Origin of the sequence: Inquilinus limosus DSM 16000, from assembly GCF_000423185.1 — a bacterium.
GTDB classification, from domain to species: Bacteria; Pseudomonadota; Alphaproteobacteria; order DSM-16000; family Inquilinaceae; genus Inquilinus; species Inquilinus limosus.
Map to the genome: position 1 here is coordinate 13,248 of NZ_AUHM01000048.1, position 16,126 is coordinate 29,373.

The 16,126-nt window shown below is 70.0% G+C and carries 14 protein-coding genes and 1 pseudogene; 2 read left to right on the forward strand and 13 right to left on the reverse strand.

From position 1 onward, the window contains the following. The first annotated feature begins 15 nt into the window (after positions 1-15). Positions 16-942: a choline sulfate utilization transcriptional regulator gene (locus tag G537_RS0128555; protein WP_211230546.1), complete on the forward strand. Its 927-nt coding sequence runs from the start codon at positions 16-18 to the stop codon at positions 940-942. Here the strand turns inward: G537_RS0128555 and queC are convergent. From queC to queE, 3 genes are read right to left on the reverse strand one after another with little or no spacing between them, the layout of a single operon-like run. Continuing rightward, positions 939-1,667 carry a 7-cyano-7-deazaguanine synthase QueC gene (gene queC, locus G537_RS0128560; protein WP_081689110.1) on the reverse strand — a complete coding sequence of 243 codons (729 nt, stop codon included), beginning with the start codon at positions 1,665-1,667 and terminating at the stop codon, positions 939-941. The genes G537_RS0128555 and queC overlap by 4 nt on opposite strands. After that, positions 1,654-2,010: a 6-carboxytetrahydropterin synthase QueD gene (gene queD, locus G537_RS0128565; RefSeq protein WP_026872988.1), complete on the reverse strand. Its 357-nt coding sequence runs from the start codon at positions 2,008-2,010 to the stop codon at positions 1,654-1,656. Before queD ends, queC begins: the two co-directional genes overlap by 14 nt. Positions 2,011-2,023: 13 nt before the next feature. After that, positions 2,024-2,656, reverse strand: a complete 633-nt coding sequence (gene queE / locus G537_RS0128570) for a 7-carboxy-7-deazaguanine synthase (protein ID WP_026872989.1) — start codon at positions 2,654-2,656, stop codon at positions 2,024-2,026. A gap of 370 nt (positions 2,657-3,026) precedes the next feature. Between queE and G537_RS0128575 the strand changes: the two genes are divergently transcribed. Then, entirely contained in the window at positions 3,027-3,608 is a 582-nt protein-coding gene (locus G537_RS0128575; RefSeq protein WP_155888821.1) for a hypothetical protein, read from the forward strand. 111 nt (positions 3,609-3,719) lie between these two features. Here G537_RS0128575 and G537_RS0128580 read toward each other — a convergent pair whose 3' ends face one another. From G537_RS0128580 to G537_RS0128625, 10 genes and pseudogenes are all read right to left on the reverse strand, one after another. Continuing rightward, positions 3,720-4,868: a ZIP family metal transporter gene (locus G537_RS0128580; RefSeq protein WP_026872991.1), complete on the reverse strand. Its 1,149-nt coding sequence runs from the start codon at positions 4,866-4,868 to the stop codon at positions 3,720-3,722. After that, positions 4,865-5,947 (reverse strand): multicopper oxidase domain-containing protein, encoded by a 1,083-nt coding sequence (locus G537_RS0128585; RefSeq protein WP_034853362.1) that lies wholly within the window; start codon positions 5,945-5,947, stop codon positions 4,865-4,867. The genes G537_RS0128580 and G537_RS0128585 overlap by 4 nt, the downstream gene beginning before the upstream one ends. Positions 5,948-6,104: 157 nt before the next feature. After that, positions 6,105-8,309 (reverse strand): xanthine dehydrogenase family protein molybdopterin-binding subunit, encoded by a 2,205-nt coding sequence (locus tag G537_RS0128590; RefSeq protein WP_051249253.1) that lies wholly within the window; start codon positions 8,307-8,309, stop codon positions 6,105-6,107. Positions 8,310-8,326: 17 nt separating this feature from the next. Beyond that, positions 8,327-8,782: a (2Fe-2S)-binding protein gene (locus G537_RS0128595; protein ID WP_026872994.1), complete on the reverse strand. Its 456-nt coding sequence runs from the start codon at positions 8,780-8,782 to the stop codon at positions 8,327-8,329. 124 nt (positions 8,783-8,906) lie between these two features. Next, positions 8,907-9,488 (reverse strand): TetR/AcrR family transcriptional regulator, encoded by a 582-nt coding sequence (locus tag G537_RS42485; protein ID WP_051249254.1) that lies wholly within the window; start codon positions 9,486-9,488, stop codon positions 8,907-8,909. Between the two features lie 71 nt (positions 9,489-9,559). Then, entirely contained in the window at positions 9,560-10,399 is an 840-nt protein-coding gene (locus tag G537_RS0128605; protein ID WP_026872995.1) for a nucleotidyltransferase domain-containing protein, read from the reverse strand. Between the two features lie 10 nt (positions 10,400-10,409). Beyond that, complete coding sequence (locus tag G537_RS0128610; RefSeq protein WP_026872996.1) at positions 10,410-10,919, reverse strand: hypothetical protein; 510 nt, start codon at positions 10,917-10,919, stop codon at positions 10,410-10,412. A gap of 48 nt (positions 10,920-10,967) precedes the next feature. Further along, complete coding sequence (odhB, locus tag G537_RS0128615) at positions 10,968-12,233, reverse strand: 2-oxoglutarate dehydrogenase complex dihydrolipoyllysine-residue succinyltransferase (RefSeq protein WP_026872997.1); 1,266 nt, start codon at positions 12,231-12,233, stop codon at positions 10,968-10,970. A 51-nt stretch (positions 12,234-12,284) separates the two neighbouring features. Continuing rightward, a complete protein-coding gene (locus G537_RS0128620; RefSeq protein WP_026872998.1) occupies positions 12,285-15,194 on the reverse strand; it encodes a 2-oxoglutarate dehydrogenase E1 component in 2,910 nt (969 codons plus the stop codon). Between the two features lie 491 nt (positions 15,195-15,685). After that, positions 15,686-16,126 (reverse strand): annotated as a pseudogene (locus G537_RS0128625) (succinate--CoA ligase subunit alpha); the annotation flags it as partial.

Sequence of the window (16,126 nt, forward strand, 5' to 3'; positions counted from 1 at the left end):
GTATTATCGCGGCTTATGGCAACCCGCCGCCGCGACCTGCCGCCGATGCCGGCGCTCCTGGCCTTCGAGGCCGCGGGGCGGCTGTCGAATTTCAGCGCCGCGGCGCGTGAGCTCGGGGCCACCCAGCCGGCCGTCTCCCATCAGATCGCCGCATTGGAAGCGCGGCTGGGCACGGCCCTGTTCCGGCGGCTGCACCGCGGCGTGGCGCTGACCGCCGAGGGCGAGCGGCTGCTGCAGGTGGTGACCCGGTCGCTCGACGCCATCGCCGACACGGCGGCGGAGATCCGCCAGGCGCGCGACCCGGGCGGGCTGACCGTCGCCACCGATTTCGGCTTCGCGACCTACTGGCTGCTGCCGCGGCTGGCGCGGCTGCGGGCGGCGCTGGGCGGGGTCGAGATCCGCATCCTGGCCAGCCAGGACGTGCTCGATCCGCGCGACCGCGCCGTCGACGCGGTGATCGCCTTCGGGGCCGGGCGCTGGCCCGGCTGCACCGTCGACCGGCTGTTCCCGGAAAGCGTGCTGCCGATCTGCAGCCCGGAGATGGCGGCGCGGCTGCCGCGGCTGGCAGCGCCGGCCGACCTGCTGGGCCAGCCGCTGCTGCATCTCGACAGCCCGGACCCGGCGCGCTGGCTCGACTGGGCCGGCTGGTTCCGCGGCCAGGGGGTGGAGGGGGCGCCGCGCGGCCGGTCGCTGCGCTTCAACAACTATCCGCTGGTGCTGCAGGCGGCCCTGGCCGGGCAGGGTGTGGCGCTGGGCTGGCGGCCGCTGGTCGACGATCTGCTGGCCGCGGGCCAGCTCGTCGCCTGCCTGCCCGCGCCCTTCCGCACCCAGCGCGGCTATTTCCTGGCCCAGCCCCTGGCCGACCGGCCCGACCCGCTGCGCGCCGCCTTCCGCGACTGGCTGGTGGCCGAGGCCGCGGGACACAGCCCACGGGGCGGCTAGCCGGCGTCCCGGAACCGACGCCAGCCTTCGGCGCGCAGGGCGCAGGCCGGGCATTCGCCGCAGCCGTAACCCCAGTCATGGGATCGGCTGCGGTCGCCGCGATAGCAGCTGTGGGTCTCGTCGCGGATCAGCCCGACCAGCGCCTCGCCGCCCAGCGACGCGGCCAGGCGCCAGGTCTCGGCCTTGTCGATCCACATCAGCGGCGTGTGCAGGACGAAGCGGCTCTCCATGCCGAGATTGAGGGCCAGCTGCATCGCCTTCATCGTGTCGTCGCGGCAGTCCGGATAGCCGGAATAATCGGTCTCGCAGACGCCGGCGACCAGGTGGCGCAGGCCGCGGCGATAGGCCAGCGCGGCGGCGAAGGTCACGAACACCAGGTTGCGGCCGGGCACGAAGGTGTTCGGCAGCCCGTTGTCCTGCATCGCGATCTCGACGTCGCGGGTCAGCGCCGTCTCGCTGACCTGGCCCAGGACGCCGAGGTCGAGCATGTGGTCGGCGCCGAGGCGCCCGGCCCAGGCCGGGAAGCGGCCGCGGACCGCGTCCAGGATGCGCGGGCGGACGTCGAGCTCGACCCGGTGCCGCTGGCCGTAGTCGAAGCCGACCGTCTCGACCCGCTCGAAGCGGTCCAGCGCCCAGGCCAGGCAGGTGGTCGAATCCTGCCCGCCGGAGAACAGCACCAGCGCGCCGTCCATCGCGGCCTCCTTGCCGTGCTCAGCGGCCGTCATACTCGGCCCAGCAGTTCGGGGTCTCATAGACCGTGACGGCGGCCAGCAGCGGCAGGGCCGGCCGGACCCGGTCCCAGATCCAGACGGCGATGTGCTCGGCCGTCGGGTTCTCCAGCCCCTCGACCTCGTTCAGGCAGTAATGGTCCAACCGGGCCAGGATCGGGGCGAAGGCGGCCTCGACGTCGAAGAAATCGACGACGAAGCCGGTCTCCGGGTCGACCGGGCCCTCGAGCCGCAGCTCGACCCGGTAGGAATGGCCGTGCATCCGGTGGCAGCGATGCGTCGCCGGCACGTTCGGCAGCCGGTGCGCCGCCTCGAAGGTGAAGGCCTGGGTGATCCTCATGGCCAGACGACTTTCATGGAATGCCGATCAGCTTGTGGGTCTGCAGGCTCAGCCGCCATTTGGGGTGGGACAGGCAGTAGGCGACCGCGGCCTCGGTGTTGGCGACGCGGTCCGGCCCGTCCATCGGCTGCAGCCAGAAATGGGTGAAGTCGAGATCAGCCACCGCCTCGGGCGGCAGCTCCGGCTGCGGATAGACCAGCTTCAGCTCGTCGCCGCGCCGTGCGAGCAGGGGCGCGCCGGCCTTCGGGCTGACGCAGACCCAGTCCAGCTCCGCCGGCGGCTCGACCGTGCCGTTGGTCTCGACCGCGGCGGTGAAGCCGCGGGCATGGGTGGCGTCCAGCAGGGCGCGGTCCAGCTGCAGCAGCGGCTCGCCGCCGGTGAAGACGACGAAGCGGTCCGCTTCCGGGCCGTCCCAGCAGGCCTCGATCGCCGCGGCCAGCGCTTCGGCCGTGTCGAAGCGGCCGCCGCCCGGCCCGTCCGTGCCCAGGAAGTCGGTGTCGCAGAAGCGGCAGACCGCCTCGGTGCGGTCCTGCTCGCGGCCGGTCCACAGATTGCAGCCGACGAAGCGGCAGAACACCGAGGCGCGCCCGGCATGGCGGCCTTCGCCTTGCAGGGTCTTGAAGATCTCTTTGACGACGTAGCCCATCACGCTGGTCCGGCGCGGCTGCCCGCGGCCCCATGGGTGGGCCGTTGCCGCGCGGCGCGGTTTTAGACCTTTTTGCCGCGCCGGTCAGGTGCGAATTGCCGCGGGTCAGCATTGCCGAGCTCTCTCCGACACGCAATGGGCAGAGAACGTCTGTGGTCAGGTTGATCGAATGGCCAACAAATATGCCTCAATATGAGCATATGCGTTTGAAAGGGTAATTGTCGTCAATTCTCATTATATTTTGCCATAAAGGAACATTTTTGAATCCGAGTCAAAGTGTTGCGAAAGATGGAATATCGGGTTATGCGATATTTCATCCGCATTTCTCCGGGTGCGGATATTGTGCAAAGCAATGTGGGAGATTCTCGATATGGAATCCGATCTTCTTGGTGGCTTGCTTGGCGCCGTGGGGCAGCTTCTGGGCGGTGACGGCGGCAACCCGGTCGATGGTCTGGGCGATGGCCTGGAAGTCGGCCTGGACAAGGGAGCCGAGGCCGGCGGCAACGGCCTCCTGGGTGTCGTCGGCGGCGCGCTCGGCGGTGTTGTCGGCCTGCTGATCGGTGCGGTCGACAATCTCGGGGACTCGGTCGACAAGATCCCGCTGCTCGGCGAGGCGCTCGGCGGCGTGCTGCATCTCGGCAGCGATCTCGTCAATGGGTTGGCCGTCAGTGCAGTCGCGATCGTGGACGGTGCTCTGACCCTCGGCGATGCCATCGATCTCGGTCCGATCAGCGACGTGCTGAACGGTGATTCCGGGGGGCTGGCCGGCGGGCTCGGGACCGGCCTGCAGCTCGGGGTCGAGTACGGGGCCGATGTCAGCGAGGCTGGCCTGGCCGGAAGCATCGGCGGGATCGTCGGGGGCCTCGCCGGCTTCGCCATCGGCACGCTCGAGAATCTCGGCATCGAGCTGGGCGGCGACGTCCTGCCGTCGCAGGGCGACTATCTGCTGTAGGTCGGCGCCTGGAGCACATCGAGGCCCGTGCCGGGGCGCGGGCCTCGATTCCGACGATCGGCCCGACCCGATGTCCACAGAGCTGGGCCGGCGATCGTCCCGCGGGCGGCCCTATGCCTGCACGAGCAGGGCCGTGCCGTACATCACGGCGATGCCGGCGATCATGCCGGCCATCGCCGTCGCCCGGGCGTGCGTCCCGTCATCCACCCGCCGCAGCATCAGCAGCGCGACCTCGACGACGACCTGCAGGATGGCGCCGGCGCCAACGGCCAGGGCAAAGGCAGCCCAATGCGCCGCATAGGCGTAGCTGCCGATCCAGATGCCCAGCACCGCCGGCAGGCCGGCCAGCAGCGCCAGGCCGGCGAGGAGCAGCCAGCCGGGCCGGCGGTCCAGCAGCGGCGCGACGATGCCGACCCCTTCGGTGATGTTGTGCAGCGTGAAGCCGAGCACGAGGAAGGAGCCGAGGGCGGCCGCGCCGGTGGCGAAGGCCGAGCCGATCGCCAGCCCCTCGCCGAGATTGTGCAGGCCGATGCCCAGCGCGATCGACGCGGCCAGGCCGACGCCGCCGAGCCTGCGGCCGCCGCGCCGGCCGACGGCCATGAGGAGGGCGAAGGTCAGGCCGGCGATCAGCCACACCAGCACGGGCGCGTGCAGCTCGGGCGCCGACTGCGCGGCCAGCTCCAAGGCCTCGCCGATCGTGTCGACCAGCAGGAAGACCAGCAGGCCGACCGTCAGCGCCAGCGCGAAGGTCAGCCCGCGGGCGCCGCCGGCCTTGAGGGCGGGAAAGAAGAGCATCCCGAGCGCGACCGGCACGACGCCGACGAAGAGGCCGACCAGCCCGAACCGGCCGAGCATGCCCGCCGAGGTCGGCGGCGTGGCGACGGCGACATCGATCGTGTGCTCGAAGGCGATACCGCTGCGGGTGAGGAGGGTGAGGTGGTGCGTCTCGCCCAGGACCCAGGGATAGGGGATCCGCAGCCAGGCCGTGCCCAGGCGGTCGATCGGTCCCGGCGGCTCCTGCGCGAAATCCCAATAGGCGCCGTCGACCTGGATCTGCGCGATCTCCATCGGCTCGGTCCCGCCGGCGCGGACCAGGACCGAGAGGCCGCCGCCGTCGAGCACGGTGCGTTCGACCGTCAGCTGCTCGGCCGGCGGCACGCCCGCGGAGAAGCTCCGCAGCGGGTCGGCGGCGAGGAAGGCCGCGGCCATCGCCACGATCAGGCCCAGCGGCAGCAAGGCCCAGCCGAGCGCGCGGATCATGTCCGCACCTCGAAATGGCCCATCCAGCCGAGCTCGGCGAACTCCGACTGATGGGCGTGGAACATGTAGAGGCCCGGCTCGTGGTCCCTGAAGCTGAACTCCAGGATCCCGCGCTGGGCCTGGCACTGCATGACCGTGTCGATCATCCGCAGCGTCGGCGTCAGCGTCGTGCCGTGGTCGTAATAGTCGAAGAAGTTCGCGTGCAGGTGGAAGGAGTTGATCGGGTCGAATTCGGTGATGTTGACGAGGTAGATCCGCACCGGCCTGGCACGGTCGATCGGGATGGGCCGCTTGGCATAGGCGTGCGCCACCGTGTTGACGGCGTAGACCTCGTTCTCGTCGTCGAAATTGGTGTCGAAGGCGTTCATCACCATCACCAGCTCCTGCCATCCGGCGTTCTCGGGTGTGCCGAGCAGCCGGCCGCGCGCGGCCCCGGCCTGGTCGGGATGGCGGGCGGGATCGGGGTCGATGACGAAGGCGCCGTACATGCCCTTGTGGATGTGGCGGCGCAGCGGAACGAAATGGCAGTGATAGAGATGGCAGCCGAAGGGGAAGGCGTCGAACTCGTAGACGAACTCGCCGCCGGGCTGGGCCGCGCCCGCGCCGGGGACCCCGTCCATCCGCGCCGAATGGATGCCGTGGAAATGCATGGTGTGCGGGTGCGAGCCGCGGTTCAGGAACCGGATCTGCACGCGGTCGCCCTCGGTGACCCGGAGCGCCGGGCCGGGCACGCGGCCGTTATAGGTCCAGGCCGGGAACATCAGTCCCGGGGCGATCTCGATCTCCTTGTCCTCCGCCGTGACCTCGAACTCGCGCACGGTCCGGCCGGCGCTGTCCCGGCTGACCGTGCCGGTGTCCCATTCGGTCAGCATGGCGAACGGATCGAAGCCGTTCCGGGCATCGTCGACGGCCCCGACCGTGGTCATGCCGCCATGGGCGCCGACCGCTTCGCCATGGCCGGCATGAGCCGGCTGCTCCGCCCGTGCGGCGTCCAGCTGCGCCAGCGCCGCGCCTCCCAGCGCCGCGCTGCCGATGATCGCCTCCCGGCGCGTGATGGCGCCGTCACCTGGGAACTTCATCAATCCTCCAGGCTTTGAGCCCATGCCGATTGATTGACGTTCAGCGTCACAATTTAGCACAAGCTACAATATGGGCGCCAGCCTCCCCTCTTCTTGCGGTCGGAGCCGCGCATCGGATTCGCCGGGGCGAATCCGATGCGCGTCCGCGAAAAGCACCTCAGGTGCTGGTCAGCTTCGACAGGTCGAGCGGCAGAGAGCGCAGGCGCTGGCCGGTCGCGGCGAAGACCGCGTTGCCGATCGCCGGCGCCAGCCCGGGCACGCCCGGCTCGCCGATGCCGGTCGGCGGTTCGGCCGACGGCACGATGTGCACCTCGACCTTCGGCATCTCCGACATCCGGGTCGGCTCATAGGTGTCGAAATTGGCCTGCTCCACCTCGCCGTCCTGGAGCGTGATCCTGTTGCGCAGGACGACGGAGAGGGCGAAGCCGACCGACCCCTCGACCTGGGCCCGGATCACGTCGGGGTTGACCGCGATGCCGCAATCGACCGCCGCCACCACCCGGTCGACCTTCAGCGCGCCGCCCTCGACCGAGACCTCGGCCACGGTGGCGACATAGGTCTCGAACGACTTGTGCACGGCGACGCCGCGGCCCTTGCCGGCCGGCAGGGGCTGGCCCCAGCCCGCCTTCTCCGCCACCAGCGACAGCACGCCGGCATGCCGCGGCTGGTCGCGCAGCAGCGCCAGGCGGAAGGCGACCGGGTCCTGGCCGGCGGCATGGGCCAGCTCGTCGATCACCGTCTCCATCGCGTGGGCGGTGTGGGTGTGGCCGACCGAGCGCCACCACAGCACCGGCACGCCCTCCTTGGCGTTGTGCACCGTCGCGGTCAGGTCCGGCACCGCATAATGGGTGTCCGACGCGCCTTCGACGCTGGTGGCATCGATGCCGTCCTTCACCGCGAAGGCTTCGAAGGAGGTGCCGATCATGATCGACTTCCCGACGATCACGTGCTCCCAGCCGCTGATCTTGCCGTCCGCATCCAGCCCGGCCCGGACCTTGTGGTAGACCATCGGCCGGTAGTAGCCGGCCCTCATATCGTCCTCGCGGGTCCGCATCAGGTGGATCGGCGCCTTCATGCCGGTGGCCTTGAGGATCATCGCCGCCTCGGCCGCATAGTCCGCGGTCGGGGTGGCGCGCCGGCCGAAGGAGCCGCCGGTATAGGCCGAGTTGATCGTCACCTGCTCCGGCTTCAGGCCCAGGATGGCGGCGATGGTCGCCTGCTCGATCGTCTGGAACTGCGACCCGGCCCACCAGATCGCGCCGTCGGCCGTCGGCTCCAGCACGCCGTTCAGCGGCTCCATCGGCGCATGGGCCAGGTAGGGGAACTCGAACTCCGCCTCCACCAGCTTGGCCGCCTTCTGCAGCGCCGCGGCGGCGTCGCCGCGTTTGGCCGCGGTCAGGCCGGGCGTCTGCGCCATGGCCTTGTAGTCGGCCATCAGCGCATCGGTGGAGCGGCCCTCGGCCTGGCCGAAATCCCACTCGACCTTCAGGGCCTCGCGCCCCTGCATCGCCGACCAGGTGTCCTTGGCCACAACGGCCACGCCGGTCGGGATGGTGACGATGTCGACCACGCCCGGCACCTGCTTCGCCGCCGCGGCGTCGACGCTCTTCACCGCGCCGCCGAAGCGCGGCGGATGGGCGACGAGGGCGGTCACCTGGCCCGGGCGGCGGACATCGATCGAAAAGCCGGCCTTGCCGGTGATCTTGGCCGGCGTGTCCAGCCGCGGCACATGTCCGCCGACCAGGGTGAAGGCCTTCGGGTCCTTCAGCGTCACCTCGGCCGGCGGCGTCAGCGCCGCCGCCTTGGCCGCCAGCTCGCCGAAACGGGCGGATTTGCCGGAGGCGTGGCGCAGCACGCCCTTCTCGACCGTGATCTCACCGGCCGGGACCTGCCATTCCGCGGCGGCCGCCTGCACCAGCATGGCGCGGGCCGTGGCGCCGGCCTTCCGCAGCTGGTCCCAGGAATTGGCGATCGAGGTCGACCCGCCGGTGCCCTGGATCGGGCCGAAGGAAAGATTGTTGTAGATCCTGGCGTCCGCCGGGGCGAATTCGAAGCGCATCTGGCCCCAGTCGGCGTCGATCTCCTCGGCCACGATGGTGGTCAGGCCGGTGGTCACGCCCTGGCCCATCTCGCAGTGCTTGATCAGCACGGTGACGGTGTCGTCGGGGGCGACGCGGACGAAGGCGTTGGGGGTAAGGTCCCCGGCCGCGGCCATGGCGCGGCGGGCGAGCGGCAGATGCGCGGCGATCACCAGCGCGCCGCCGAGGGCGCCGGCGCCCTTCAGGAAGGATCGGCGGTTCGGCCTGGCGAGACCGTCGGCGGTCCCGGACGCGGCCGGGGCGACGATTGGCTGAGCAAACATGGGGTCATCCCTCCGGTTCAGGCCAGCTGCGTCGCGGCGTCGTGGATCGCGGCGCGGATGCGCTGATAGGTGCCGCAGCGGCAGATGTTGCCGTCCATGGCGGCGACGATGTCGTCGTCGGTCGGCTTCGGCGTCTGGCTCAACAGGCCGATCGCCGACATGATCTGGCCGGACTGGCAGTAGCCGCACTGCACCACGTCGAACTTGGTCCAGGCTGTCCGCACGGCCTCGGCGACCTTGCCCGACACACCCTCGATGGTGGTGATCTTGCCGTCGCCGACGTCGCCGACGAAGGTCTGGCAGGACCGCACCGGCTGGCCGTCGAGATGCACGGTGCAGGCGCCGCACAGCGCCTGGCCGCAGCCGAACTTGGTGCCGGTCAGGTTGAGATGGTCGCGAAGGGCCCAGAGCAGCGGCATCTGCGGATCGATGTCGAGCTCGTGCTCCGCGCCGTTGATGTTCAGCTTCACCATGGTCGATGTCCCAATTTGAAGGCGGTGCGGGGGACCGGGCACCGCGCCGGGCACAACGTCCGCGTTGGCCGCGGATCTGGGTCACAGCACTAGATCGAACGTTCGATCTAATTCGATCAAAAATTTATGGATGGCGGGCGACGGCGCGCCAGCACCCTTCGGCGATGTCGTCCAGCGTCGCGTCGTCCAGCGGTGCCTCGTTCGCCCGCCGCGCCAGCCGCGCGGCCACGCCGAAGGACAGATCATAGACGATCTCCGTCGGCAGCGGCTTGAACGGGCTGCCGCCGTCGACGAAGCCCAGCCGGCGGGCCAGGACGGCGAAGTTCTGGTCCTCCTTGGCCAGCTCCTGCAGGTCGGTCGGGCAGTGGTAGGGCGAGTTCTCGTACTGCTCGAGGAACCGCGCCTCCAGCCGGTGGGTCCGGTAGAAGTGGTAGGCGTTGCACCAGGTGCGCTTGAACGCCTCTTTGGGAGACACGCCGTCGAAGTCGCCCTCCAGCATGGCCCTGGCCTTCACCGCCTTGACCTCCTTGTAGAGGTCGCGGATCAGCTCCTCCTTGCTGGCGAAGTAGTGGTAGATCACGCCCGGGCTGGCGCCCGACCGCTTGGCGATCTGGGACATGGGCGTGTCGTGGAAGCCACGCTCCGCCACCAGCTCCAACGTCGCCTTCAGGATCGCGCATCGCTTGCTGTCGACGTCGGGAAACACGAAACCACACTCGATCGAACGTTCGTTCTAGTTAGCCGCTCCGCCCCGCCGGCGTCAAGAATGACGATGGATCAGGAGGCTTTCGCCTGGAGGACGGCGTCGTCGAGAGACCGGGCCAACACCCGCAGTCGCTGCAGCGCGGACCGATACTCCGCCGCCCCGATCTCGGCCCAGACCAGCCCGGCCGTCCGGCCGGCTTCGGGGATCGTGACCGGGAAGGTCTCCGCCTCGGCCAGCGCCCCCTTCTCGTTGATCAGGTACCGGCCGTTCAGCGCGAACAGGACCTGGGCGATGCAGCACAGCGCCCGGTAGGCGCAGCCGGCGACATAAGTCTGATCGCCGCGGGCGATCGCCTTCTCGGCGATCTCGATGCTGAACGCCACCTCCCAATGGAACCGGGCGATCAGCGCGGCCCGAAGGGCCGGCGGGAAGGGCGAGGTCCGCGCCTTGAGATCGGCGACCATGCCCTCGGGGTCGAGGATCGGCCGGCACAGCGCGATCTCGCCCATCCAGATGGCCGAACAGAAGCCGTGCGGATGGCCCGGTTGATAGTCCATCGAGATCCGGCCCGCCGTGCAGTCGGCGACGACGGCGCGGACCCGCGTCAGGTCGCGGTACAGGAGGTCGACTCTCTGCCCGGCGACGGTGAGCCACCCGCCGCCATTGATCCAGGGGCCCCATTCGCCCGGCGACGTCACCCGTGCCGTCTCCGGATCGTCGACCACCGACGCGACCGCCGCCGCCAGCTGGCCGATGTCCAGCGGCGCATCGGCCTCGTAGTACAGGCCCAGATCGTAGTCGGAGTCGGGGGCCGCCGTGCCCCGGGCCCGGGAGCCGCCGAGGACGAGGGCGACCAGCCCGCCGACCGGCCGCAGGGCGTTGGTGAGGCGATCGATGATGGCGTCGTTCATGCCGGCCCGGTCAGCGTTTGCCGCAGTCCAGGATGTTCTCCAGCGCGGCACCGGAGCCGGCGAGGGTGAAGGGCTCGGCGATCGCCGGCTCCGCCAGGCCGACGGTCAGCGCCTTGCCGCGGCGCATCGCCTCGACCAGCGCCTTCATCTTCTCGGTGGGGAAGTCCTTGCCCGGGCGCCACTCGAAGCCGGTCGTGGCCTCGCCGACCTCGGCCGTCATCGGCACCGGCGTGGCCTTGCCGTCGACGGTGAAGGTCACGGCGGCGGCCGGCGCCGGCAGGCTCAGCTTGCGGGGCAGGGAGAACAGGACATAGGGGCCGCTGCGGCTCGCGCCGCCCTGCGGTCCGATATCCTCGGCGCAGTAGACGCCGAGATGGGCGCCGTCCGGGTTGGTCAGCCCGGCATAGTCGGTGCCCATGTGGCTGCCGGTGCCCCAGCCCTCGGCCTCCTGCGCCCCGGCCGGGGCGGCAGCGGCGAGGAGGAGCGGCAGGGCGAGAAGGGCGGGGCGGGTCGGCGGCATCGTCCGGAAGCGAAGAAGGGCGCGTTGCCGCGCCCTTCGGGTGGTCGATCACATGTCGAGCAGGATGCGCTGCGGGTCCTCCAGGCACTCCTTGACCCGGACCAGGAAGGTCACGGCCTCGCGCCCGTCGATGATGCGGTGGTCGTAGGACAGGGCCAGATACATCATCGGCCGGATCTCGACCTTGCCGCCGACCGCGACCGGCCGCTCCTGGATCTTGTGCATGCCCAGGATGCCGGATTGCGGCGGGTTCAGGATCGGCGTCGACATCAGCGAACCGTAGACGCCGCCGTTGGAGATGGTGAAGGTGCCGCCGGTCAGCTCGGCCATCGACAGCTTGCCGTCGCGCGCCTTGCGGCCGAGCTCACCGATCGTCTTCTCGACCTCGGCGAAGGACAGGGCGTCGGCGTCGCGCACCACCGGCACAACCAGGCCCGTCGGCGTGCCGACGGCGACGCCGATGTCGTAGTAGTTCTTGTAGACCAGATCGTCGCCGTCGATCTCGGCATTGACCGCCGGCAGCTCCTTCAGCGCGACGATGCAGGCCTTCACGAAGAAGGACATGAAGCCCAGCTTCACGCCATGCTTCTTCTCGAAGCTGTCCTTGTACTGGTTGCGCAGCGCCATCAGCGCCGACATGTCGACCTCGTTGAAGGTCGTCAGCATGGCGGCATTGTTCTGCGCCTGCTTCAGCCGGGTGGCGATGGTCTTGCGCAGCTTGGTCATGCGCACCCGCTCTTCCCGGTCCTTCTTCGGCCGCGGGCCGCTTTCCGGACGGGTGAAGGCGGGAATCTCGATCACCGCGGCGCCGCCGGCGGGGGCGGCGGCCGGCTTGGCGCCGCCGGCGGCAGCGGCCTGCGCATCCTCCTTCAGGATGCGCCCACCCTTGCCGCTGCCGGCGATGGCGCCGGCGTCGAGATTGTTCTCGGCGATGATCTTGGCCGCCGACGGCATGGCGATCGGCGCCTCGCCGTTGCCGGCCTTGGCGGCGGGGGCCGCCGCAGCCACCGCGGGCTCGGCCGGCTTCGCCGCCGGGGCCTCGGCCTTGGCCGCCGGCTTGGCGGCCGGGGCGCCGGCGCCCTCGCCGATGCTGCCCAGCAGCGCGCCGACCTCGACATTGGCGCCTTCCTCGGCCACCACCGATTCCAGCACGCCGGCCGCGGTGGCGTTGACCTCGAGCGTCACCTTGTCGGTCTCGAGCTCGACCAGCGGCTCATCCACGGCCACGGCCTCGCCCGGCTTCTTCAGCCAGCGGGCGACGGTGGCCTCGGTCACCGATTCGCCCAGGGCGGGCACCTTGATCTCGACGCTCATAGAGTCTCCATTCCTTCCGGTCCGTGCGTACGGTGCTCGGGTGTTTCCGGATCAGCCGGCCGACAGGGCCTCGTCGACCAGCTTGGCCTGTTCCTGGTTGTGACGGCGCAGCAGGCCGGTGGCCGGGGCCGCGGCTTCGGGCCGGCCGGCATAGCGCGGCCGGGCGCTGCGATGGCCGATTTCGGCCAGCGTCGCCTCGATCTTGCGGTCGACGAAGTACCAGGCGCCCTGGTTCTCGGGCTCCTCCTGGCACCACACCACCTCGGCGTTCGGGTACTTCGCCAGCTCCGCCCCCAGCGTCTTGCGCGGGAACGGGAACATCTGCTCCAGCCGGATGATGGCGACGTCCTTCAGGCCGCGCTCCTCGCGCTCCTTCCTCAGGTCGTAATAGACCTTGCCGGAGCAGATCACGACCCGCCGCACCGACTCACCGGCCACCAGCTCCGCCGTCTCCGGCAGCACGCGATGGAAGGTCGAGCCGTTGGTGAAGTCGGCCAGGGTCGAGACGCACTCCTTGTGGCGCAGCAGCGACTTCGGCGTGAACACCACCAGCGGCTTGCGGAAGTCGCGGTGGATCTGCCGCCGCAGCGCGTGGAAGTAGTTGGCGGGGGTGGTCAGGTTGACGACCTGCCAGTTGTCCTCGGCCGATTGCTGCAGGTAGCGCTCGATGCGGGCCGAGGAATGCTCCGGCCCCTGGCCCTCATAGCCGTGCGGCAGCAGCATCACCAGGCCGGACATGCGCAGCCACTTCTGCTCGCCGGAGGAGATGAACTGGTCGATGATGACCTGGGCGCCGTTGGCGAAGTCGCCGAACTGCGCCTCCCACAGGGTCAGGGCCCGCGGCTCGGCCAGCGAATAGCCGTATTCGAAGCCCAGCACCGCGAATTCCGACAGCGGGCTGTCATGCACCTCGAACGGCGCCTGGCCGTCGCGGACATGGTTCAGCGGGACATAGCGCTCCTCGGTCTCCTGGTCGACGATCACCGAATGGCGCTGGCTGAAGGTGCCGCGGCCGGAATCCTGGCCGGACAGCCGCACCGGGATGCCCTCGGCCACCAGCGTGCCGAAGGCCAGCGCCTCGGCCGTGGCCCAGTCGATGTCGCGGCCGGTCTCGATCATCTGCGCCTTGGCCTTGAGCTGGCGCACGACCTTGGAGTTGACGTTGATGCCCGCCGGAACGGTGCTGATCGCCTTGCCGACCTCGCGCAGCAGGGCTTCCGGCGCCGCGGTGGTGCCGCGGCGATCCTCGCCCTCGGCCGTGGTCAGGCCCGACCAGGCGCCGCCCAGCCAGTCCGCCTTGTTCGGCTTGTAGGTGGTCGAACCCTCGAACGCCTCCTCCAGATGCTTCTGGAAGTCGCGCACGACGGCCTCGGCGTCCTCGGCCGACAGCAGGCCCTCGCCGATCAGCTGCCGGGCGTAGATCTCGCGCACCGGCGGGTGCTTGGCGATGGTCTTGTACATCAGGGGCTGGGTGAAGCCCGGCTCGTCGCCTTCGTTGTGGCCGAAGCGGCGGTAGCAGAACATGTCCACCACCACGTCGTGGCCGAACTTCTGCCGGAACTCGATGGCGATGCGCGAGACATGCACCACCGCCTCGGGGTCATCGCCGTTGACGTGGAAGACCGGCGCCTGGACGGTCCGCGCCACGTCGGTGCAGTAGGGGCCGGAGCGGGAATAGACCGGCGCGGTGGTGAAGCCGATCTGGTTGTTGATGACGAAATGGACGGTGCCGCCGACGCGATAGCCCTTGAGGTCGGACATCATCAGCGTCTCGGCCACCACGCCCTGGCCGGCGAAGGCGGCGTCGCCGTGGATCAGCAGCGGCAGGACGGCGTTGCGGTCCTCGTCCCGCCGCTGGGTCTGCTTGGCGCGGACCTTGCCGATCACCACCGGGTTGACGCATTCCAGATGCGACGGGTTGGCCGTCAGCGACAGGTGCACGGTGTGGCCGTCGAACTCGCGGTCCGACGAGGTGCCGAGATGGTACTTCACGTCGGCCGAGCCCTGGACGTCGTCCGGGTTGGCCGGGTTGCCCTGGAACTCCGAGAAGATCGCGGCGAAGGGCTTGCCCAGGAAGTTCGCCAGCGTGTTCAGGCGGCCGCGATGGGCCATGCCGATCACGATCTCCTCGAGGCCCAGCTGCCCGCCGCGCTTCAGCACCTGCTCCAGCGCCGGGATCATCGCCTCGCCGCCGTCCAGGCCGAAGCGCTTGGTGCCGGTGTATTTGATGTTGAGGAAGCGCTCGAAGGTCTCGGCCGCGGTCAGGCGCTCATAGATGGCGCGCTTGCCCTCGGGGGTGAACTCGGTGCGGTTCTCGATGGTCTCGATCCGCTCCTGGATCCAGGCGCGGATCGCCGGATCCTGGATGTGCATGTACTCGACGCCGATATGGCCGCAATAGGTGGCGCGCAGCCGGGTCACGATCTGGCGCAGCGTCGGCGTGTCGAGGCCGAGCTGGCCTGCGACGTAGATCGGCCGCTCCATGTCGGCTTCGGTGAAGCCGTAGGTGGCGGGGTCGAGGTCGGGGTGCGGCTTGTGCTCGGTCAGGCCCAGCGGGTCGAGATCGGCCAGCAGATGGCCGCGCACGCGGTAGGCGCGGATCAGCTGCATCGCCCGCAGCGTGTCATGGGCCGCGCGCCGGATCGCATCGGCGTCGATGGCGGCGGGCGCGGCCGGCGCCTTGCCGGGCTTCGCACCCTTGGCAGGCGGCGCCTCGGCCGGCGGCTCCAGCCCGAAGGCCTCGCCCAGGCCGTTCAGCCGGACCGCCGGGACGGCGCCGTTCTGCGGGCTCCAGGACGGACCGGTCTCGGCTTCCGCCTCGCCGTCGCCGAGGCCGGCGAAGAAGGCGCGCCAGCTCTCGTCGACCGAGGCCGGATCGGCCCGGTAACGCTCATGCAGCTCGGCGATGAAATCGGCATTCGGGGCGAACAGGAAGGAACTCTGTTCCGACGGGCTACCCATCATTCTCAACGGCCGGTCTCCGGCCGTTTCCCTGGCGGTCGGCGGCCGCGTGACGCCGCGGCCGGGCGGTCCCTCGCGGGACGGGGTCGAAGTGGCGCGCGCAACCTACGCCGAAAGTCTTTGCGATGAAAGATATGTCGGGCGCGAAACGAGCAATTTCCGACGCCAATACGACAGATCACCCACGCAAAGAACGCAAACGCGACATCCCAGCCCGCATTCCTCACCCTCATTGTGCCCTGCCGGCCTGTGGCGGCGGCCCGGAGGGTCGTCTTGCGGCGGCCGCCTGCGAGGGCGGGTCGCTCGACCGTAGTGCGGCTACGCTCGTCGCGTCCCGCCCCCGCATCCGACTCGCCGCAAGGCGACGCAGGGCGCAAGGAGGGTGAGGAATGCGGGCTAAGGAAACGGACGATCCGAATCGAGGGGATCCAGACATGAAGAAGCCCCGGCCGGCAGTGCCGGCCGGGGCCTCGAACGCCATCCGATGCGGATCAGCCCTTCATCGCCGCGAGCATGGTCTTGCCCAGAGCGGCGGGGGAGTCGGCGACGGCGATGCCGGCGGCCTTGAGGGCCTCGATCTTGTGGTCGGCGGTGTCATGGCCGCCGGAGATGACGGCGCCGGCATGGCCCATGCGGCGGCCCGGGGGCGCGGTGCGGCCGGCGATGAAGCCGACCACCGGCTTGGTGGTGCCGCTGGCCTTGATGAACTCGGCGCCCATCACCTCGGCGTCGCCGCCGATCTCGCCGATCATGATGATGCCCTCGGTCTCCGGGTCGCCGAGGAACAGCTCCAGCGCGTCGACGAAGCTGGTGCCGTTCACCGGGTCGCCGCCGATGCCGATGCAGGTGGTCTGGCCGAGGCCGGCCGCCGTGGTCTGCGCCACCGCCTCATAGGTCAGCGTGCCCGACCGGCTGACGATGCCGATCTTGCC